This window comes from Ulvibacterium sp. (assembly GCF_965228935.1).
In the GTDB taxonomy this organism is placed as follows: domain Bacteria; phylum Bacteroidota; class Bacteroidia; order Flavobacteriales; family Flavobacteriaceae; genus Ulvibacterium.
In genome coordinates, this window is the sequence record NZ_OZ245846.1 from 755758 (window position 1) to 776258 (window position 20501).

Consider the following 20501-nt stretch of genomic DNA (forward strand, 5'->3'; position numbering starts at 1 on the left):
CCACACAAAACTTTGGCTATCTTAGGCGCAAAATCCATGAAAGATTATTGGGGACATGGAGGTAATTTTTTCCACTTTCTTTGGTATTGACCAAAACACAGCTCCGGTCCTGTTATGGGTAACGATGAAAGTGTTTGGGTTTAAAAGTTGAAAAGGCCAATGTTTAAAGCTCCTTGACCCGGACGGAAAGGACATAAAAATGATACTGTACAATGCAAATCACGGGAACTTTCCTAGACGAGATAAGCCACGATATACCACATCAGAATTGGGGGCCCAAGGAGTGGGATGCCGATTTTGCCCATATGAAAAAAATAGGTATCGATACAGTGATTCTAATTCGTTGCGGGTACCATCAATTTTTGACCTATCCCTCTGAATATTTAATCGAAAGGCACAATAGGTTTCGTCCCATTGTCGATTTGGTGAAACTGTTCCTTGAGCTTGCTGAAAAGTACGATATGACCTTTTATTTTGGCACCTATGATAGCGGCAAGTATTGGGAAACCGGTGATATGCGACAGGAGATAGACATAAACCTTCATGTCATTGAGGAAGTCTATAAAACCTATGGTCATCACAAAAGTTTTGGCGGTTGGTATTTAAGTCTGGAATTAAGCCGAAAGACCAAGGGAGCCATAGAATCGATTGCACAATTGGGCGACCATTGCAAGTCGGTAAGTGATGGATTGCCCGTACTGATCTCGCCATGGATAGATGGAAAGAAAGCAATAGCCGCGACAGAGGGACAACTGACGAAAGCTTCTGGTATCTCACTCAAGGAGCATGAAAAAGAATGGGATGAAATTTTTGATGGGATTAAAAATAGTGTTGATATTGTTGCTTTTCAAGATGGCCATGTGGGCTACAATGAATTGGAGGATTATTTGAGCGTAAACAAATCCTTGGCGGACAAGTATGGATTGCGATCCTGGACAAACTCCGAATCATTGGACAGGGATATGCCTATTAAATTTCTCCCCATAAAATTTGAAAAACTCATATTGAAGTTGGAGGCGGCCAAACGTGCCGGTTGCGAAAAGGCGATTACCTTTGAGTTCTCGCATTTTATGAGCCCACAATCGGCTTATTTGCAGGCCGGTCACTTATACAATCGATATATGGAATACTTCAAAATTTAACAATGATTGCCGGTATCACTTAAGTCGGCTGAGCAAAAAAAACGGAAATTCTTGAAACAGTACGCGGACATATACAAAAATGAATTGCTCGACCAGATTATTCCATTCTGGGAAAAACATTCCTTGGACGAAGAGAACGGTGGTTACTTTACCTGTCTTAATGGCAAAGGAAATGTTTATGATACCGATAAGTTTATTTGGCTTCAAGCCCGCCAGATTTGGATATTTTCCACCTTATACCAAAAGGTACAAAAAAGAGAAGCCTGGAAAGAAATCGCCCTCTTGGGGGCAGATTTTCTCGAAAAAAATGGGCGGGACACCCATGGCAACTGGTATTTTTCCCTGGACCAAAAGGGGAGACCCCTCGTACAGCCCTATAACATTTTCTCCGATTGCTTTGCCGCCATGGCTTTTGGAACCTTATACGACATAGAACCTAGGGAGCACTACGCGGAAATTGCCCGAACTACCTTCGGAAACATTCTTAAGCGCCAAGAGAATCCAAAAGGAAAATACAACAAAATCTATCCGGGTACGCGCAATCTCCAAAACTTCGCCCTACCCATGATCCTTTGTAATCTCTCCTTGGAACTGGAACATTTGTTGGGGGCCGAACAGGTAAAAAATGTGACCGATTCCATAATCGATTTGGTCATTAACCAATTCTATCACCAAGAAAGCGGGCTTGTCCTGGAAAACATTTCCGATACCGGAGAATTTGTGGATAGCTTTGAAGGCCGGTTGCTCAATCCTGGCCATGCCATTGAGGCCATGTGGTTTATCATGAACCTGGGAATCCGTAAAAATGATACAACACTTATCGAAAAGGCCGAAGAGATTATGTTCCAACAATTGGAACATGGATGGGACAAGACCTATGGCGGCATTTTTTATTTTATGGATTTTAAGGGTCATCCTCCACAGCAATTGGAGCACGACCAAAAACTTTGGTGGGTCCATTTGGAAACTTTGGTCGCCTTGGCAAAGACCTATGCCTATAATCAGAACCCTAAGGCGAAACTGTGGTTCGAAAAGGTACATGAGTACGCTTGGAATCATTTTCGTGATGAGCAAAACGGTGGTGAATGGTTTGGCTATCTAAACCGGAAAGGGGAAGTTATATCCGACCTTAAGGGTGGTAAGTGGAAAGGTTGTTTTCATGTTCCCCGAGCATTATTGGAAATATGGAAAACCTTGGCCTAAAAGAAATCATAGACTGCCTTGAACCTTAAACTTAAAACTTTCTATTTTTATTCAGATATGCGCTATTTTTTGTTGGTAGTCCTACTTTTCTATTTCCCATATGCTTTGTCCCAGTCCCAAAAGGGTGTATGGCTTACCGATGTGGCCAGTAAGGCCTTGGATTCCAAGGAGGGTATTCAAGAAGTAATACGAAGTTGCAAGACCTATGGTATTGATCAGATTTATGTGGTGGTGTGGAACCGGGGCTATACCCTTTATCCCAGCGAAGTAATGCATGGGGAGTTTGGGAAAAAGGTCTCCCCCCGGTTTGCTGACAGGGATATTTTACAAGAACTGATAGACATAGCACATGCTGAAGGACTGAAAGTGCATGCCTGGTTCGAATTCGGATTTTCGAGTAGTTATCAAGAAGAGGATGGTGGACACATCCTTCGGGCAAGACCCGAATGGAAAGCCTTGGATAATGCCGGCAAACTGGTCTCAAAAAATGGGTTCCAGTGGATGAATGCCTTTGATTCCGAAGTGCAGGATTTTCTACTTTCCCTAATTACCGAAGTTGTTGAAAATTATGATATCGATGGCATTCAAGGTGACGATCGCCTACCGGCCAATCCTTCTACGGCAGGGTATGATGCACTTACGGTTTCCCTATACAAAAAAGAGCACAACGGGCAATCGCCTCCCCAGGATTACAAAGATGCTGATTGGATCGATTGGCGTGCCAAACGATTGAACCGCTTTGCCAAAAGAATCTATGAGACCGTAAAATCCATAAGACCGGATATTGCAGTAACCATGGCGCCAAGCATCTTTCCCTGGAGTAAGGAGGAATATCTGCAGGACTGGCCAACATGGGTAAAAAACGGTTGGGTAGATGCCATAATTCCTCAGGTCTATCGGTATGATATCAAAGCCTACACCACCACTCTGGATGCCAATTTGGAATTCATGCCCGTGGGCTCCTCTATCCCATTTGTTCCTGGGGTGCTCTTGAAAGTAGGGGAATATACCCCATCCAAGCGGTTTTTAAAAAGGATGGTAAGGGCCAATCGTGAGCGGGGATTGGATAGTGAAGTCTTTTTCTTTTATGAAGGATTAAAGGAACATGAGCGGTTTTTTGGTAAAGCTTACCGGAAAACAAATCTGAATAAGACAAATGACCCACGTTAGTTTTGCTCTTTCAACAACTCATTGATTTGTCTTTCGCTTTTGACAAGATTCTTTAAATTGGAATCCACCACTAGACCCTGTTTGTCAATTAGCATGTATTTTGGAATAAACTTGATATTGTAATTTTTGCCATAATCTGTGGACATTCCTTTTTTAATGAACAATTCCGATTGGTAATCCATTGGGGATTCCTCGTTTTCTAGAAAACCCATCCAGTTCGTTTTCTTTGCATCCAATGAAACAAACAAAAAAGCAATGTCATCACGCTCCTTAAGTCTGGCTGCCATTTTTTTAAGCTGGGGCCTACCCGCAATACAGGGGCCGCACCAACTTGCCCAATTATCTATAAAAACAATTTTACCACGATAATCGGACAACTTAACCTTTTCACCTTTTAAATTCTCGGCAGTAAAATCATAGGCCATCTCTCCTTTTTGGGTAGCCAAATAAGCCTTTGAAAGTTGTTCTATTAACGTAAAATACCTATTGTTTTTTTCTCTTTTAATCAACTCACGTAATGATTCCGAGTTCAGCAAGTACTCATGTTTTGGCCAGTAATGCGGTCGTTCAATAAGCGACTTGATATAAATCGATTTTAAGAAATCGGCATTATCCATGTTTACCACGCGTTGATCAACAAAATTCAAAAAATGTTCTATACTCTGAATTGAATCCAATTTCTTGAGATATTGTATTTCGTATTTGTAAAGCGAATTATGTGGAAATGTTTTGACCCATATGTTTTCGTCATCAACGTATTCGGTAAAACTGAAGAAACTACTCTTGGGGTCAATGTTTTTAACCATTCGACCATAAAAAAACAGAAAGGAATAAATCCAGGCATCGTTCTGATAATGAAGCAGATCTTCCATTTCTTCATCTAATTGTTCCTTATGCCCTTGTATTACTCCTTTTCGTTCTATTCTGAACTCCTCAAAAATATTCTTTAAGGAATCCAGATCCCGGGTTCCAAAAATGAAATTGCCATGGTCTGCAAAAAAAGCATTAGTGCTTCTCCAGAGGTAAGTCAAAAGAGAGTCCTTAACATAGTTAGTGAAAATGGTGGTATCGCTTTTAACACTAATTGTTAAGTCGGTGCCACCTTCCAATATAGCCATATAACGTTGCTTGTTATCAGCTAGTTTTATTCTAGCGATGCTAGGGTTGTCAGGAACTTCAAAGTTAAATTTGGATGAGGACAAGGGTATCTTGGCCAAGAGGCGATCTGTGGTAAATTCGGTCAAAAAAACAGTATCCTGATGTACGAGGTCAGAATCCAAAAATATACTGATTGTTTTTTTATCCTGGCAGGCAATTGCCAGGATACTAAAAACAACATATAGATACTTAAACTTCATGAATCCTATGCTTACCTATTGAATTACTTCAGACTATTTATTAAAAATATAACATAAAGTTTGATTCGGTTAACGTAGAAGTTCGATTTAACGAAAAGGAATCAAGAAACATGAATGGTTTTTTGGTAAATTATACCCTAAACTAAACATTGAGTAATAGTGCCATTCAAACTACACCTATCTCCAAAAAAAGTTCTAACTGCAGCTATTTTATTTCTATCGGTATTTTTTGTTCTGGGTCAAAAAAAAGTGTCGGAAAAGCCTAACGTCATTCTAATTTTGACGGATGACCAAGGCTGGGCCGATGTCAACTGTTACGGCTCCAAGGATCTCTATACCCCCAATATGGATCAACTAGCAAGGGAAGGGACAAGGTTTACCCAATTCTATGCGGCCGCTTCCGTTTGTTCTCCCTCTAGGGCCTCCATGTTGACCGGGCTAAATCCCCACGCTGCAGGTCTGCCAGGAAATGCTTCCTCTACCAAGGGTGATGAGGGCATGCCGTCCAATCGTTTTACCTTGGCCGAAATGATGAAACAGGCGGGTTATGCTACAGGGCATGTGGGGAAGTGGCATTTGGGCTATACCCCGGAGACCATGCCCAATGGACAAGGGTTTGATTATTCCTATGGCCACATGGGCGGATGCATTGATAACTATTCCCATTTCTTTTATTGGCATGGTCCCAATCGCCATGATCTTTGGGAAAACGGAACGGAAATTTGGGCCGATGGAAAATATTTTCCGGATTTGATGGCAACCCAAGCGGAGGCCTTTATCAATCAACACAAGGAAGCGCCTTTCTTCCTGTACTATGCGATCAACCTTCCCCACTATCCCTTACAACCCGATGAAAAATGGCGTACCTATTACCAAGGCCTTGAATCGCCCAGAAAAGAATATGCGGCATTTGTTTCCACCATTGATGAACGCATCGGAAGGCTCCTTAAAAAATTGGACGATTTGGGCCTAAGGGAAAACACGATCATCATTTTTCAATCGGATCACGGATATTCCAAGGAAGAACGTACTTTTGGTGGCGGTGGTAGTGCCGGACCGTTCCGAGGGGCAAAATTCAGTCTCTTCGAAGGCGGTATACGTGTCCCAGCCATTATCAGTTGGAAAGGGCATCTGCCGGAAAATACTAGTAGAAATCAAATGGCCCTTAATATCGATTGGTTTCCAACCATAGCGGAACTCTGTGGTATAGCTGCGCCCACTAACTTGGAAGGAAGAAGCCTTGTACCTATGCTTAAGAACAAAGATATGCCTTCCAAGCACCAAACCTTCATTTGGCAAAACAATGGTTCCTGGGCCGTACGCAAAGATGATTGGAAACTGATAGGTGACCCTTGGGACAGTTCCGATAGGGCCCCGCTTGATTCGAAAAAGGACAAACTCTTTTTGGCCAATATGGCCTTAGACTCCACGGAAATGACCAATCTGGCGACCCAATATCCAGAAAAAGTAGCCGAATTACTGGCCGAATATACCAATTGGCCTTATTCAAAATTAGAGCAATAAATGAAATCCCGTAAACCATGAAATTAAGAATTACTGTTTTCCTTATCTTTTGTTTTCTCGCCGCCCATGCCCAGAAACAAACGGATATTGTAATTATCGGGGGCGGTGCCGGTGGTACGTCCGCCGGTATCCAAGCGGCCCGTATGGGGGTAAAGGTTCAGATTATCGAAGCTACCCCATGGCTTGGAGGAATGCTCACTGCTGCGGGAGTTTCGGCCATTGATGGTAATCATGAAATGCCCTCGGGCATTTGGGGTGAGTTCCGTCAAAAACTAAGGGATCACTACGGTGGCGCCAAAGCCTTGGCCACAGGTTGGGTAAGCCATACGTTATTTGAACCCTCCATAGGAAATCAAATCTTACAAGAAATGGCCGATATCCCCAATCTGGATATTGCCTTTAATGCCCAATACACCAATGTTAAAAAGGCAGGGGAAGGCTGGCAGGTGACCTATGTCCAAAATAGAAAAACACACACTACCCAGGCGAAAATCTTGATCGATGGTACCGAAATCGGTGAGCTCTTACCATTGGTCGGGGCCGACTTTCGTTTAGGGATGGATTCCAAAAACGATACCGGTGAAAAAGAAGCTCCGGAAACGGCCAATAACATCGTTCAGGATTTAACCTATGTCCTGATTTTGGAGGACGTCGGAAGTATCCGAGGAAAGCGTGGCCTCGTGAAAAAGCCAAAAAACTACGATCCAAAAAACTATGAATGCGCTTGTAAACGTGAGGACGGCGAAATGTTCGGGGGGGTATCCAACTGCCAGCAAATGTTGGACTATGGTAAACTTCCTAATAACAAGTACATGATGAACTGGCCCAATTGCGGTAATGACTTTTATCTCAATTGGCCCGAATTGACCCAACAGGAACGAACGGAAAGATTGCTAGAGGCAAAGCAATTTACCCAAGGCTTTGTGTATTACATTCAAAATGAACTAGGTTTTAAAAATCTCCGGGTCTCCGAAGAATTCCCGACCAAGGACAATTTTCCCATGATTCCCTACGACCGCGAAGCCCGAAGGGTAAAGGGGAAGGCCTTTTTAACCGTGGATCATGTGGAAAGACCCTATGATTTTACCCTGTACCGCACCGGAATTGCTGTAGGTGATTACCCTATAGACCACCATCATGACAAGAATCCTGATGCGCCTGAAATCGATTTTATCAATATCAAAGTGCCTAGCTACAATGTGCCCTTGGGAAGTTTGGTCCCAGCCAATCTGGAAAATTTTATCGTGGCCGAAAAGAATATCAGTGTTTCCAACATTGTAAACGGCGCAACCCGCCTACAGCCCGTGGTGCTAGGTATCGGACAAGCAGCGGGGGCCTTGGCGGCAACCGCAATAACGGAAAATGAGCAACCCTCCACGGTATCCATCCGGCGGGTACAAAATGCTTTATTGAAAAGTAAGGCCTATGTAATGCCTTTCATCGATGTACAGAGTGATGATCCTGCTTTTGCCGCGATGCAACGTATGGGGGCCACCGGAATTTTAAAAGCCTTTGGCATACCCTACAAATGGGCCAACCAAACCTGGTTCTATCCGAATCGAATCGTTTCCGAGTACGAATTAAAGAAAGGTTTACTCCCCTACTATCCGGAAATAGAAAAACTCCATGCCTCGGGAGCTGGGACTACCCCAGTTTTTATTGGGCAACTTCTGGAAAAAATCGGTACGAATTACGCTTGGGATTCCATCCAAAAGGACTGGAAATCGTGGAATATCCAGCAGGAATATGATGGGAATACGCCGCTTACACGTAGAAGTGTAAGTATCCTTATCGATGCCCTTTTAAATCCTTTTGCAAAGGAAATCGATTTTGAGGGGAAACTCATTTCGGATTGAGTTAATTAGTTTCTATGGATTTTGATTTCTCCTTTATAAAATTCAACAATAAAGGAATAGCGGGATAGACCATGTTATGGCCATATCCGTCCAGTTCCATGAGCTCTATATCGGGATGTTCCACTACTTTCATCATTCTATAGAAATAGGCGTTTTCCTCGTAGCGGCCCAATAGTTCCAATTCGCGATTACCCGTAATCAACAGCATAGGCGAGGCATCCTTTCGAACATGGAATAATGGAGCGTATGGGTCTACAATCGGTTGTGTACCTTTGATTCCCATTTCCTTTCTAATGGTAAAATGGGTAATGGTATGCCCGCTAAAAGGAATTAAGCCTGCGATATCGTTTGCATCGATTCCATGTTTTTCAAGATATCGTTTATCGAGCCCGACCATACTTGCCAAATAGCCCCCCGCAGAATGCCCGGTAATGAAAATCTTTTCAGGATTCCCATTATACCGGTCAATGTTTTTGAATGTCCATGCAACCGCCGCGGCGGCATCTTCAATATACACGGGATGTTTAACTTTAGGGTGCATCCTATAATTTACGGTTACGACCGCCACACCTTTTTCCAATAAGCCTTCAGGAATGTGCTTTTCCCCAAATTCCAGTCCACCTCCATGGAACCAGACAACCGTAGAAACATTGACTGTATCCTTTGGATAGTACACATCCAGTTTACACCGCTCTTTTATATACGGGTCGAAAGCTTGCGTTTTTTGATCATAATACGGAATATCCTTCTCAAGGACATGGGTAACGTTTTGCGCGAATACAAAGGGGCCGCACAGGAGAAGAACAAAAGTCCGTATTTGAAATAGGTTCCTTGTCAATCGTATACTTCAACGATCATCTCTACCTCTATAGCAATATCACTTGGTAAAGCTCCCATACCCACAGCTGCCCGGGCGTGTTTGCCGTTTTCTCCAAAAACAGCTACCATCAAATCGGAATACCCATTGACTACCTTGGGCTGGTCGGTAAAATCAGGGGTACTGTTGACCATCCCCAATACCTTTACGATACGTTTTACTTTGTTCAGATTGCCCAATTCCGCCTTAAGTACGGAAAGTTGGTTGATTCCTGTGATTCGTGCAGCCTCATAGCCTTCCTCAATAGTGAGGTTGGCTCCCAACTTCCCGGTAATGTTCTCACCATCCGGCTTTAGAGGGCCTTTACCTGCCAAAAAGATTAGGTTTCCCGTACGTACGGCATTTACGTAATTGGCCACCGGAGCAGAGGGTGTACTAAGCTCTATACCCAATTCCGAAAGTTTGGCCTCGGGATCATAACCTTCTGGAATGGTCTCCTCTACCTTGGTTTCGGTTTCAACAGCTTGCTTGTTTTCAGGGGCCGTCTGGCAGGAAAAAAATAAGAGCAAAGTCGCTGCGGTCAGAAGTGTTTTCATTTTAGGTTTTTTATTGATTAATTCTATGCATTCGTCAAGACTTCCTTAACACGAGATGCGACAATACGCTCCTGTCCAGGTTCCATCATCCAGGTAGTGATGCCCACCTCTTCCTTGTTCCCTACGGTTTCTATGGAAGGATGCCCATCACGCAATTTTTTCCGCATTTCATCCTTTGAGATTTTCACCACATTCTCATCCCATCGTATTCTTAGGCTGGGTACATGATTGGCATGGGGAGGAACATGTATCTCGGTTTCCACACCCTTTACGGATTTAGCATTATCACTGATCAATTTAATTTGGTCTTCCCAAAGTTGCCATTCCTTTTTATGATCCTTGGCCAAATAAAGCTCCAAGGCCACCAACATCCCCAAAACCTCTTCCTTGTTTACCTTCATCCCCCTGGCGATGGTCGTACCTCTGGGTGGTGTATGCATTCGGGCGGCCTCTATATACTTTCTTTTACCCAATAGCAGACCCGCACTTTGGGGTCCACGGAGCCCCTTGCCCCCTGAAAACGCTACCAAATCAAAGCCCATTTTTGTAAAACGGAAGAGATTTTCTACGGGTGGTACGTCCGCGGCGCAATCGATAAAAGTAGGAATGTTATGCTTCTTGCCCAATGCAACGAATTCCTCCCATTTAATCTCCCCTTGTTCGGCGTTTGCATTCAAAAACCATAGCATGGCCGTTTTTTTGGTAATGGCCTTTTCCAATTCTTTTGCTGTTTTTATCCAAACCAGTTTTGCACCGGTATTGGTTAGGGCCTGGGTATATCCTATGTTATGGGATTCCTGAAGGATAACTTCATTCTTCATACCCTCGGTATTGGGTAGCTGCTTCACTTTTTCTTGGTCCGTTCCACACAAAACCCCGGCCATTCCAATGCTCATGGCACCAAAACAACCCGATGATACCGTGGCATATTCGCAATCCAATAATTGGGCGATCCGTTCTCCGACCTTATCCTGTAACTCATCTAGATTAACATAGTCCGAAGTTCCATAGGTAATGGCATCGGTAACCTCCTTTGGCATCAATGATCCGGTCATGGAAGTATAGGTTCCCGCGGCATTTATAAAGGTCCGTATTCCCAATTCCTTGAAAAAATCCCGTGCCAAAGGTTTGGCAATGGTTTTCTCCACCACATTTGCCCTAAGCAATTCAGGTCCCAATAAGCCGCCGACCAAAGGAAGGGCGGACAACGTTTTCAATACTTTTCTTCTACTACTCATGATTCGTACTTTTTATTAGTCTAGAGCTGCTATACAGTCCATTTCTACCAATGACTTGCCAGGAACTCCTCCATAAGTGGCCACTGTGGTCCTAACAGGTGGATTCTTGCCAAAACGCCCTCGGAATACTTCGTTCATCCCCTTGTAATCCTGCAAATCCGCCAGATAAACATTTACCTTCAGCACTTTCTCCATAGAGGAACCGTTCCGTTCCAATTCTTTCTGTAATTCCTGCAATACTATCTCCGTATGTGCCTTGATCTCATAGGGCTCAACATGAGCTCCTTTTCCGGCAATATACAGTGTATTTCCATGTTTTACCGCACCGGAAAAAAGTGGAATATCTTGATCGGTCACAATATCACCGACTACCTCTTTTTTTGCCTGGGTATCCCTATCCATTGCATTAACGGCCCCTATGCCGAATAGGGCGGCAATACCCATTCCCATTTTCTTAAAGGATGCCCTTCGTGTTGTCTTTTTGTTCGTCATAATTCTGTCTTTATTTAGTTAATTCAAGATGTAGGATGGAGACCACCCTGCTTCAATTTATTGTCAGGATACCTCCCTTCCTTCAAGGAGAGAAACTTCCCTTTATTTTAGTTTTTTACCACGTCCGTTTTTTCAACAATTCCTGTATCTGTTCTTTGGGTACGGGAAGTTCATCCATATGATTTTTGAGCCATTGTGAAAAATCCTTTTCAATCTCGTCTGTCCACTTATTATCAATTTGTCCCGGGGTATATTTACCTTCTTTTAAACGACCGATCCCGAACAAATCCCGTAAACGGACTACTTCCGAGGTCACCACTATCTTTTCCGCCAAATGGGCCGGTATAAAAACAACACCTTCCTTTTTGGCCAGGACAATATCACCGGGTAGTACCGTAGCCGCCCCAATACGGATAGGGGAATTAATACTTTCCAACATTACCTCCTGCAGGAAAGATGGATGCCAACCCCTAACAAAGGCATTGAAGCCCTCTATTTCCGATAACCCTTCCATATCGCGACTGGAAGCGTTGAAAACCACCCCGGTTTTCGATTTGGCATAAATGGAATTGCCCAAGTTGTCCCCGATCAAAGTTCCATCTACAATTTTTCCGAAGCCGTCAGCCACATAGACATCCCCCTTCACAAGCATATCGATGGGCCATGAATTTGTATTTCCGATTTGGCCTTCTTCTTTTCCCTTTTTCTTGATTTGATCCGATACGTCCGGACGATTGGGCATATATTGTACGGTAAGGGCACGACCAACGATGGGCACATCATCGTGCAAGGGCTCCCAACCTCCTTCAAATTGATTGTGGTACCCTTCATTTCTAAGGGTTCCCCATGCTTCTTCGATCGTGACACTTTTCATACGTTCCAAAACACTGTTAGGTACTTTGGGTCTCCCATCTTCAAAACGTTCTCCTTCCCATTGCGGGGTAAGAAACATAATATAGTCCTTGGAAGCCGTTTGGCCCCAGGCCAGATTTCCTACCAATAGCATTAGAAATAAAGATTTAATCCAGCTCATACGTATTAATTTTTAGTATCTATTTGTACTTCTTCCAATGATTTTTTGGTCTCTTTGGAGGCATCCTTGTCCCGCCAATAGGTAGCCAAGGACGAACCTGAAATGTTCATCCAGGGACCGAACACCGCCGGGGCCAAGCCTACCGTGGCTACTTTTCCCATTTCCAGGGCGATACCGGATGCCAAACCTCCGTTCTGCATCCCCACTTCCAAGGCAATGGTCCTACAATCCCTTTCATCCATTTTGAACAACCGACACCCCCAATACCCAAGAAAATAGCCGGCGGCATTATGGACAATCGCCGCCACAACAAGCAGAAGACCTATGGTCAAAAGGTTGTCCCTACCTGCAGCGGTTATAATCATAATAATCAAGGCGATACCTCCCATGGAGACTACGGGCATGGCCTTATCCAACCATTGTGCCTTTCCGTGAAAAAAATGATTAAAGAGCAATCCCACGATTATAGGTACAATTACAATTTTTAGTATGCTCAGCATCATTCCCCAAAAATCAATGGGAACAAACTGCCCTGCAAAGGTTTCCATAAGCAGAGGGGTCATCAAAGGGGCCAAAAGCGTGGACACAGCTGTCAGCGTAACGGACAAAGCCACATTGGCCTTGGCCAGATAGGACATTACATTGGAAGCCAACCCACTTGGGGAAGACCCTATTAAAACGACACCAGCCGCAATCTCCGGGGGAAATCCAAAAATAGTGGCAAGACCCAGTCCTAAAAGAGGCATTATGGTAAATTGACAAACCACGCCTACCAAAACCCCTTTTGGCATTTTTACAACGCCCCAAAAATCCTTGATGCTCATGGCCGTACCCATACCGAACATAATGACCTGTAAGAGGGGTACTATCAATAATTTCATTTGAAAATCACCTATCTGCCTCAGGTATCCGGGATAGAACATGGCATAGGAAACAGCGGCAAAAATTAATATGGTAAAAGAGAAGCCCTTAAAAAAAGGGTGCCCTCTAGCCGATAAGGCCAACAATACCAAAAATAGGATAAGGGAAGGCCCAGTCTGATCACCCATACCCAAAAACAAAAGTATAATTGTGGCCAATAGGAAAACCATGGCGGCAACCAGTAAAATAATATATGTCCTTTTCTTCATGAAATCAATTTATTCGTTCCACGGTTTGCTGGCCAAACCGTTTAGATCGTACATAACAATACCGTCCTTGATAGTGAGTTCGCACTCCAATTTTTGACTGCCTTTCATTTTCTTTTTCTGTACATCGATGAAGCCAAAATCCCCTTTAAGGAGATTCAACACAGCAACATCGGCCACCGCTCCCTCAGAAAGATGGCCCAGATCTTCCCTTTGGATGATTTGTGCTGGCTGCCAGGTTGAAGCAGCAATAACCTCTTTCAGGGGCATGTCCATATTTAAAAACTTGGACATTACATTTATTTGGCTCTTCATACCCGCATTCATACTCCCTGTGTGCAAATCAGTACTAATAGAATTGGGGCTTAACCCTTGCTCCATGGCTGGAATGGCCTGATCAAAACGAAAGCTTCCCCCGCCGTGGCCCACATCAAAAATAATTCCACGTTTTTGGGCCTCAAAAACAAAATCCCTGACCTTTCCGTTTTCATCCACAATTGGGGTTCTGCCCTTCACGTGCGCATAGGCATGTGTAAAAATATCCCCTGGCCTCAACTTTTCCAAGAATAGGGTCTTTATGGACAGTTCCGGTTCACTACCTCCAAAATCAATCATGACGGGAATATCTGCCAGTTTCCCCGCTTCCACTGCCCGTTCCGTGGGTGTCCAATCAAATCCGCTATAGTGGGCCAACTTTACCCCCACCACAATATCCGGGAATTGTTCGGCGACCATAGTGGTCAATTTGGGATCCATGTCCGCCACATTCTGCTCAATGGCCCCTCCTTTCATTCCCAGACCAACGATATTCAAAAAGGCCAGTACCCTGGTCTTTGAACGGTCGATTACCTGCTCCTTAAATTTCCTAAAATCCTTCCAACCGGAACTACCGGCATCGGCCACTGTGGTCACCCCGCTACGGAACGTAAACCCATCTGGGGGCAAGGCACTAAAACTATTGTTCAAATACCCAAAAGGAACCGTACCGTGAAAGTTATGGGTATGGATGTCCAACAGGCCGGGGACTACATAAAATCCTTTGGCATTCACCACAACCTCAGCCTGACCCTTGGGTATATTGGGGCCTACTTTGGCAATCTTTCCCTCCTTTATGGCCACATCCATTACTTTGTCGATATCGTTTTTGGCATCAATGACATGACCTCCCTTTATGAGCATATCATAGGCTTGGGCCGCTACCATTGGGGTTGTCAAAAGGAATGCCCCGAAGCAAAACAGGAATTTTAAGATTGTTGATTTCATATCGGTGTTCGTTTTAATGTTCTCTATTCCGTAGTTACTTGTATGGGTTCAATGGGCGTGCCGGATGCCTCTTGGGTTTTGCGTATCGCGGATACCGCCTCTGTTTCAACTACACTGGCTTCATTTCCAAAATTGGAACGGATAAAGGTAAGTACTTCGGCAATCTCCTTATCGCTCAAAAAGCTGTGTTGTGGCATTACCCCATTATACACTTCTTCGCCTATTTTAAGGCTACCTTCCATACCTCTGAGCATTACCTCAATAAGCCGTTCCTTATCCCCGGTAACCCAGTCGGTGCCAACAAGTGGGGGGAACCTTCCCGGTGCCCCTCCTCCGTCCTTTTGGTGACAGGCACTACAGTATTGATAATAAATACGTTCACCTCCCACAAGATCATCCTTCATCAGGTTATCTGTAATCTTATCGGGAGTCCTAATATGGGATAGTTTTTTTCGCTCTTCCATTTGGGCCAGTTGTTCCAGTCCAAAAGTGTCCTTGTCCCCTTCAAAAACCACTTTCCAAATCTTACCCTTCACTGAATCGGAAATGTACATTTCCCCATCGGGTCCAACGGCGAGACCCATAGGTCTGTGTACGGCATCCTTAACACTTACAATGGGGTCTACTTGCGCAAAACCATCGGCAAAAACTTCGACCTCTCCACTGGGTTTACCATTTTTGAAAGGAACAAATCCCACAAAATAGCCAGATTGCGGATAGGGTGCCCGGTTGGTAGAGCCATGAAAGGTAATAAACGCCCCATTTTTATAACGTTCTGGAAATGCATCGCCCTGATAAAAAATCAAGTCGTTCGGGGCCCAATGCCCCGGAAAGCCTATGATCGGATCTTCATATTCCTCACATCGGCCAATAATCTTACCATCACCTCCGTATTCGGGGGCCAATACCTTCTTACCCGACATCTGATCATAATAGCAATAGGGCCACCCAAAATGGGATCCTTCCGTAACCCGCATAAATTCCTCCGAAGGCAACATAGCGCTCTCCCACGGTGAAAAGGTATTGGGCCATAATCGCAAAAGATCATCCCGACCATGCATGACCACATATAACTCCTCATCAACAGGATTCCAATTCATGGCGACCACTGATCGAATACCGGAAGCATATTTATAGCCATCTTTTTGGGTCTGGTTTAATTTATTGGCATCAAAACGCCAAATACCCCCATGGTCCTCAAGTTGAGGGCACGGATCCAAACCAGGTGCCTCAGGTGTCCGTTTCGGGTCTTGACAGGCATTGGAAGGCGCCCCAAAGGGAACGTACATATAGCCCTTATTGTCAAACGCAATAGGTTTGCCAATATGCTCATGCTTCCCGTGTTCGTGATCATCTTTCATTACAATTTCCGCATCACCCTCTGGAATCAAGGTGCCCGGCTTTAATTTATGTCGATAAACGACCAAATCCGAGCTATAATAAATATAACCATTATAAATACGCATGGCAGTAGCGTAACTCCATCTCGCTCGCTGATGCTTGCCCCCGAACTTTTCCACGATATCCGAATAGCCATCCCCGTTGGTGTCCTTTAAAGCGATTACCGAAGCATTCTCATGCGCATTGCGCAACTTAGCATAAAGGATGTTATCATCCGTGACATCCATATGCCGTACGGTCTCGGCAATACTGTCAATTACAACTACGGAAGAAAAACCCTCTGGAAGAAATAGGCCGCCATCCTTCCCACTTGGGTTACATCCTAAAAAAAACTGGAGCGTACCCAAGCATAGGGCACCTATTTTTAAACGGTAAATAAATTTAGTCATCTTTGGTGTAAGGCAGTGGTAGTTAGTTTGAACTAGGTCAAGGTAAAATTCTTTTATCTAGAAAACAAGCGAAAGCCTTAAAATGTGCTCGAGCACACCCTAAGGTCCGAAGTATACGATTGGTATGTTTAACAGCCATAACTTAAAAAGATATCTTAGCTGAATTTCATTCAAAAATCAGGGTTCCAAAAAATTCCGGCCGATGAAAATCGGGGCGTTCGGTACCTACCGGGTTCCAGGAGACATAGTGTTTTTCGGATGTATCGTCCCCACATTTGTAAAAATTAGACCTCGACCTAAGCCCTGCAAGCTTGATTCCTTTGTGGGACGTCAACAATTCAGCGGGTAGAATCATGGTCATTTCCCATTGATGACCCCCGCCCTTTTCCTTAAAGGGCAAATTTCCCAAACTCGACTTTATTTTAATAAGCCGTTCAATTTTCTTGGGAGGAATAAATTCGCGGGTATGACGATCCGGGCCATAGGCCAGATGAGGCGTTCCGATACAACTGAATTCAAAGTTGTAATAGCTACCGTCCCCCAAGGGGTCAAAAAAGAACTCTACACAACTATCGCGGGATACCGCACCGTTGATTTCTGTACGGTCCGCCAGGATATTTTTTTCATTTACATAATACTTCAGCCAAATTTGGTTATTGCTATGGGCAATCCTAAACTTAACCTCGGGTAAATAGGGAAACTTTTCCCAATTGATTACTTCTATCGATTGCAATTCGGTCTGTTCCTCCAACAATCGGGAGACCTCTTCCAGGTCTATATGCTTTTTACTTTCGATTTTTTTGACGATCAGGGAATTCATAGTGTCAACTTCGGTTTGACCGTATACCGTGAAAAAAATCAAAAAGAACAGGACATGTACACTCTTCATTTTACAGTATATTCCTTCGGATAGGAAAGATACATAACTTTAAAGGCTTTATCCGTACCACGGTATTTTTTCATCAGTTTAACGTTTATTCTTATTGGTCGATTCCCGGATAATCAGGTGCGAACTCAAAACTTTTCGGTCTATGACCTTATGCGGATCCTTCCTTCTTCGCAGAACCAATTTGGCCGCTTCCCGGCCCATTTGATATCCCGGTTGTTCTATACTTGTCAAAGAAGGTTGGAGCAGTTCATCCACAGGCTCGTTATTGAATCCTACTATGGAGATATCTTCGGGAATTCGAAGTCCGCGTTCCTTGGCCGCAATCATTAAACTAATGGCAATTTGATCGCTAAAAGCAAGGATTCCGTCCGGATAATTGGGAGCATAGAGTAATTTACGCGCCTGGGTCATCCTACTTTCCCGATCAAAACTACAATGTGCCACTAAACTTTCGTCAAAGGGAAGTCCCATACGCTCCAAGGCATTCTTATAACCCTGCATCCTCGTGTTGCTGATCTGCACCCCTTCAGGCCCGCCCAAATATGCAATGCGCTTGCACCCTACCGAAATCAGATGCGTAGTGGCGTTGTGAGCCGCTCTAAAGTTGTCGATGACCACCTTATCCGTATGTACCTCATCACAAAGCCTATTAAAAAATACCAGTGGAATACCGTAGCTTTTGAGCATCTCAAAATGAGCAAATTTTTTGGTCTCCCCGGCAATGGACACCAAAAGCCCTGCCACACCCAGATCCATGAATTGTTTTACCAAGCTCTTTTCCCTTTCATATGACTCGTTCGATTGGCATATGATAATGTGCATTCCATGGGCCTCGGCAATTTCCTCTATTCCCGAAATCGCGTTAGCATACAAGTGATACCTAATTTTAGGCACTATCACCCCTATGGCATTGGTCTCTTGATCAAGAACATGTCCGAACTTTTTTTCAAAATATCCTACTTCTTTTGCGTAAGCAATTACCCTACGTTTCGTGTGGGGACCAATCCTGGGATGATCCTTTAGTGCACGGGAAACCGTTGAGACCGAAATGTTCAGCTTTTGGGCAATATCTTTAAGGGTAATGGTAGTGGACAAAATAATGTTTCAGGGTTATGCAATATTTTGCGCAAAATACTGGTTTTTGTCCATATAAATTATAAATCTTTTCTTTTATTTGTCTAATACACTTAAAGTTAAATAGAATGTGCAAAAATGCACAAATTGTTATCGCATTGCACCAGTTTCTTAGATTTACCCTATTTGGTAATCTATTACTGATAGCTCCTTTTTTATACGGCCAGGGTATGGAACCGGTGCTATGTTATGAAGAAGTGAACGGGGTTTTGGGGGTCGAAGCGGAGCATTTTGCCTTTCAGACAAACAACTCCATTCGCAATTGGTATCCGATTTCCAAAAGCTCAAATCCGCCGGCGATTGATGATCCGGACGGGAACCATGCCGATGGGGCCAGTAATGGTATATATTTGGAACTATTACCGGACACCAGGACTAATCATGATGAAGAGCTTATCCATGGGGAAAATTTCTCGAACGAACCGGGAAAAATGGCCATCCTCAATTATTACGTATACATCAAAAATCCAGGCAAATACTATGTATGGGTACGCACCCATACTTCGGGAACGGAGGACAACGGCATCCATGTAGGTTTGGACGGAACCTGGCCCGAATCGGGCCAACGTATGCAATTCGATGGCAATAAAAAAGAGTGGTCCTGGGAAAGCAGGCAACGTACGGAGGCCGTTCATACCGGGGTACCGGAATTGATCTATTTGGAAATCCAACGGCCCGGTTATCATACTATTTCATTTTCCATGCGTGAGGATGGGTTCGAGTTTGACAAGTGGGCCCTGACCAGAACATATGAGCGGCCTGAAGGTCTAGGCCCAGAAGAAAAAATACGTCGATAATCATTTTATTTATATATGGGTAAAACATACAAAATAGCCGTTGTAAATGGCGACGGTATCGGAGAAGAAATTGTTCCAGCGGGACTCAAGGTTGCCGAGAAGGTAGCGGCAAAATACAATTTCAACATAGAAACCGCTTCGTTTCCTTGGGGGGCCGGATACTATTTAAAAGAGGGTAAGTTTATGCCCGAAAATGGGTTGGAACTACTTCAAGATTTTGATGCCATCCTATTTGGTGCCGTGGGCCTCCCGGAAGTGGACGATACCCTACCGGCCAAAGATTATACCTTTAAGGTACGTACTTCATTTGAACAATATGTGAACTATCGCCCCGTAAAATTATTTCCAGGTATTCAAAGCCCCTTGCGGGATAAAACCGAAGAAGACATCGATTTTGTAATTATCCGGGAAAACAACGAAGGTGAATTTGTACAGAACGGGAAAATCCTGTATCCCGATACACCGAACGGGATGGCCGTTGAAACCAGTATCTTTACAAGACGTGGCGTGGAACGCGTTGCGCACTTTGCTTTTCAATTGGCGCAGAAAAGAAGAAAACGATTGACTAATGTGACCAAATCCAATACATTGATCCATAGCCTCTTGTTTTGGGACACGGTCATACAAGAAGTAAGTACCCAATACCCTGATGTGGAGTACCATAAAATGTACGTGGACAACGCCTCGGCAAGTTTTGTTTTAAAACCAGAAGTATTTGATGTAATCTTAACAACGAATATGATAGGCGACATTCTATCCGATTTGGGCGGGGCTATTATGGGAAGTCTTGGCCTTGGCGGAAGTGGCAACATCAATCCGGAGAAGGACTACCCTTCCATGTTCGAACCGATTCACGGTTCGGCACCCGATATCGCCGGCAAGAATATTGCCAATCCTATTGGGCAGATTTGGTCCGTGGCCTTAATGTTGGACCATTTGGGTGAAAGCGAAGCCGCACGGGATATTGAAAATGCTATTGGAAGGGTAACCGCGGAAGGGCCCTTGACCAGAGATCTGAAAGGTTCCGCCACGACTACCGAAATTACCGATGCTGTGGTAAAGGCACTATAAG

General features: G+C 44.1%; 18 protein-coding genes. 7 read left to right on the plus strand and 11 right to left on the minus strand.

Going from position 1 to position 20501, the window contains the following annotated elements; genetic code table 11:
• The first annotated feature begins 212 nt into the window (after nucleotides 1-212).
• From ACO06Y_RS03355 to ACO06Y_RS03365, 3 genes are read left to right on the plus strand one after another with little or no spacing between them, the layout of a single operon-like run.
• Nucleotides 213-1142: a DUF4434 domain-containing protein gene (locus ACO06Y_RS03355; RefSeq protein WP_422082414.1), complete on the plus strand. Its 930-nt coding sequence runs from the start codon at nucleotides 213-215 to the stop codon at nucleotides 1140-1142.
• Nucleotides 1143-1193: 51 nt separating this feature from the next.
• A complete protein-coding gene (locus ACO06Y_RS03360; protein WP_422082415.1) occupies nucleotides 1194-2345 on the plus strand; it encodes an AGE family epimerase/isomerase in 1152 nt (383 codons plus the stop codon).
• Nucleotides 2346-2402: 57 nt separating this feature from the next.
• On the plus strand, nucleotides 2403-3515 hold the full coding sequence (locus tag ACO06Y_RS03365; RefSeq protein ID WP_422082416.1) for a glycoside hydrolase family 10 protein: 1113 nt from the start codon (nucleotides 2403-2405) through the stop codon (nucleotides 3513-3515).
• Here the strand turns inward: ACO06Y_RS03365 and ACO06Y_RS03370 are convergent.
• Nucleotides 3512-4873: a TlpA family protein disulfide reductase gene (locus ACO06Y_RS03370; RefSeq protein WP_422082417.1), complete on the minus strand. Its 1362-nt coding sequence runs from the start codon at nucleotides 4871-4873 to the stop codon at nucleotides 3512-3514. The genes ACO06Y_RS03365 and ACO06Y_RS03370 overlap by 4 nt on opposite strands.
• A gap of 249 nt (nucleotides 4874-5122) precedes the next feature.
• Between ACO06Y_RS03370 and ACO06Y_RS03375 the strand changes: the two genes are divergently transcribed.
• Nucleotides 5123-6397 carry a sulfatase gene (locus ACO06Y_RS03375; protein ID WP_422082418.1) on the plus strand — a complete coding sequence of 425 codons (1275 nt, stop codon included), beginning with the start codon at nucleotides 5123-5125 and terminating at the stop codon, nucleotides 6395-6397.
• A gap of 17 nt (nucleotides 6398-6414) precedes the next feature.
• A complete protein-coding gene (locus ACO06Y_RS03380) occupies nucleotides 6415-8253 on the plus strand; it encodes an FAD-dependent oxidoreductase (RefSeq protein WP_422082419.1) in 1839 nt (612 codons plus the stop codon).
• 1 nt (nucleotide 8254) lies between these two features.
• Here ACO06Y_RS03380 and ACO06Y_RS03385 read toward each other — a convergent pair whose 3' ends face one another.
• From ACO06Y_RS03385 to ACO06Y_RS03430, 10 genes are all read right to left on the minus strand, one after another.
• Nucleotides 8255-9091, minus strand: a complete 837-nt coding sequence (locus tag ACO06Y_RS03385) for an alpha/beta hydrolase (protein WP_422082420.1) — start codon at nucleotides 9089-9091, stop codon at nucleotides 8255-8257.
• Nucleotides 9088-9666, minus strand: a complete 579-nt coding sequence (locus ACO06Y_RS03390; protein ID WP_422082421.1) for a RidA family protein — start codon at nucleotides 9664-9666, stop codon at nucleotides 9088-9090. Before ACO06Y_RS03390 ends, ACO06Y_RS03385 begins: the two co-directional genes overlap by 4 nt.
• 23 nt (nucleotides 9667-9689) lie before the next feature.
• The gene (locus ACO06Y_RS03395; RefSeq protein WP_422082422.1) at nucleotides 9690-10904 is read right to left on the minus strand and encodes an aminotransferase class V-fold PLP-dependent enzyme; all 1215 of its coding nucleotides are present in this window, start codon (nucleotides 10902-10904) and stop codon (nucleotides 9690-9692) included.
• A gap of 15 nt (nucleotides 10905-10919) precedes the next feature.
• Nucleotides 10920-11396 (minus strand): RidA family protein, encoded by a 477-nt coding sequence (locus ACO06Y_RS03400; protein WP_422082423.1) that lies wholly within the window; start codon nucleotides 11394-11396, stop codon nucleotides 10920-10922.
• 115 nt (nucleotides 11397-11511) lie between these two features.
• Nucleotides 11512-12429 carry an RraA family protein gene (locus tag ACO06Y_RS03405; protein ID WP_422082424.1) on the minus strand — a complete coding sequence of 306 codons (918 nt, stop codon included), beginning with the start codon at nucleotides 12427-12429 and terminating at the stop codon, nucleotides 11512-11514.
• 5 nt (nucleotides 12430-12434) lie between these two features.
• On the minus strand, nucleotides 12435-13559 hold the full coding sequence (locus tag ACO06Y_RS03410) for a bile acid:sodium symporter family protein (RefSeq protein WP_422082425.1): 1125 nt from the start codon (nucleotides 13557-13559) through the stop codon (nucleotides 12435-12437).
• Between the two features lie 9 nt (nucleotides 13560-13568).
• Complete coding sequence (locus ACO06Y_RS03415) at nucleotides 13569-14819, minus strand: amidohydrolase/deacetylase family metallohydrolase (RefSeq protein ID WP_422082426.1); 1251 nt, start codon at nucleotides 14817-14819, stop codon at nucleotides 13569-13571.
• 23 nt (nucleotides 14820-14842) lie between these two features.
• The gene (locus tag ACO06Y_RS03420; protein WP_422082427.1) at nucleotides 14843-16609 is read right to left on the minus strand and encodes a PQQ-dependent sugar dehydrogenase; all 1767 of its coding nucleotides are present in this window, start codon (nucleotides 16607-16609) and stop codon (nucleotides 14843-14845) included.
• Between the two features lie 166 nt (nucleotides 16610-16775).
• A complete protein-coding gene (locus tag ACO06Y_RS03425; RefSeq protein WP_422082428.1) occupies nucleotides 16776-17498 on the minus strand; it encodes a carbohydrate-binding family 9-like protein in 723 nt (240 codons plus the stop codon).
• A 78-nt stretch (nucleotides 17499-17576) separates the two neighbouring features.
• Complete coding sequence (locus ACO06Y_RS03430) at nucleotides 17577-18593, minus strand: LacI family DNA-binding transcriptional regulator (RefSeq protein ID WP_422082429.1); 1017 nt, start codon at nucleotides 18591-18593, stop codon at nucleotides 17577-17579.
• A 107-nt stretch (nucleotides 18594-18700) separates the two neighbouring features.
• Between ACO06Y_RS03430 and ACO06Y_RS03435 the strand changes: the two genes are divergently transcribed.
• Together ACO06Y_RS03435 and ACO06Y_RS03440 are read left to right on the plus strand one after the other, a co-directional pair.
• Nucleotides 18701-19429, plus strand: coding sequence for a hypothetical protein (locus tag ACO06Y_RS03435; protein ID WP_422082430.1), 729 nt, complete (start codon nucleotides 18701-18703; stop codon nucleotides 19427-19429).
• A 15-nt stretch (nucleotides 19430-19444) separates the two neighbouring features.
• Nucleotides 19445-20500, plus strand: a complete 1056-nt coding sequence (locus ACO06Y_RS03440; RefSeq protein ID WP_422082431.1) for a tartrate dehydrogenase — start codon at nucleotides 19445-19447, stop codon at nucleotides 20498-20500.
• The last annotated feature ends 1 nt before the right edge of the window (nucleotide 20501 follow it).

What these genes read in the sequence shown, in the direction of transcription:
- ACO06Y_RS03355 (WP_422082414.1), top strand. Translation starts at nt 213, where the DNA reads ATGCAAATCACGGGAACTTTCCTAGACGAGATAAGCCACGATATACCA.
- ACO06Y_RS03390 (WP_422082421.1), bottom strand. Translation starts at nt 9,666, where the DNA reads ATGAAAACACTTCTGACCGCAGCGACTTTGCTCTTATTTTTTTCCTGC.
- ACO06Y_RS03440 (WP_422082431.1), top strand. Translation starts at nt 19,445, where the DNA reads ATGGGTAAAACATACAAAATAGCCGTTGTAAATGGCGACGGTATCGGA.
- ACO06Y_RS03415 (WP_422082426.1), bottom strand. Translation starts at nt 14,819, where the DNA reads ATGAAATCAACAATCTTAAAATTCCTGTTTTGCTTCGGGGCATTCCTT.
- ACO06Y_RS03425 (WP_422082428.1), bottom strand. Translation starts at nt 17,498, where the DNA reads ATGAAGAGTGTACATGTCCTGTTCTTTTTGATTTTTTTCACGGTATAC.
- ACO06Y_RS03400 (WP_422082423.1), bottom strand. Translation starts at nt 11,396, where the DNA reads ATGACGAACAAAAAGACAACACGAAGGGCATCCTTTAAGAAAATGGGA.
- ACO06Y_RS03395 (WP_422082422.1), bottom strand. Translation starts at nt 10,904, where the DNA reads ATGAGTAGTAGAAGAAAAGTATTGAAAACGTTGTCCGCCCTTCCTTTG.
- ACO06Y_RS03405 (WP_422082424.1), bottom strand. Translation starts at nt 12,429, where the DNA reads ATGAGCTGGATTAAATCTTTATTTCTAATGCTATTGGTAGGAAATCTG.
- ACO06Y_RS03420 (WP_422082427.1), bottom strand. Translation starts at nt 16,609, where the DNA reads ATGACTAAATTTATTTACCGTTTAAAAATAGGTGCCCTATGCTTGGGT.
- ACO06Y_RS03380 (WP_422082419.1), top strand. Translation starts at nt 6,415, where the DNA reads ATGAAATTAAGAATTACTGTTTTCCTTATCTTTTGTTTTCTCGCCGCC.
- ACO06Y_RS03365 (WP_422082416.1), top strand. Translation starts at nt 2,403, where the DNA reads ATGCGCTATTTTTTGTTGGTAGTCCTACTTTTCTATTTCCCATATGCT.
- ACO06Y_RS03410 (WP_422082425.1), bottom strand. Translation starts at nt 13,559, where the DNA reads ATGAAGAAAAGGACATATATTATTTTACTGGTTGCCGCCATGGTTTTC.
- ACO06Y_RS03435 (WP_422082430.1), top strand. Translation starts at nt 18,701, where the DNA reads ATGTGCAAAAATGCACAAATTGTTATCGCATTGCACCAGTTTCTTAGA.
- ACO06Y_RS03370 (WP_422082417.1), bottom strand. Translation starts at nt 4,873, where the DNA reads ATGAAGTTTAAGTATCTATATGTTGTTTTTAGTATCCTGGCAATTGCC.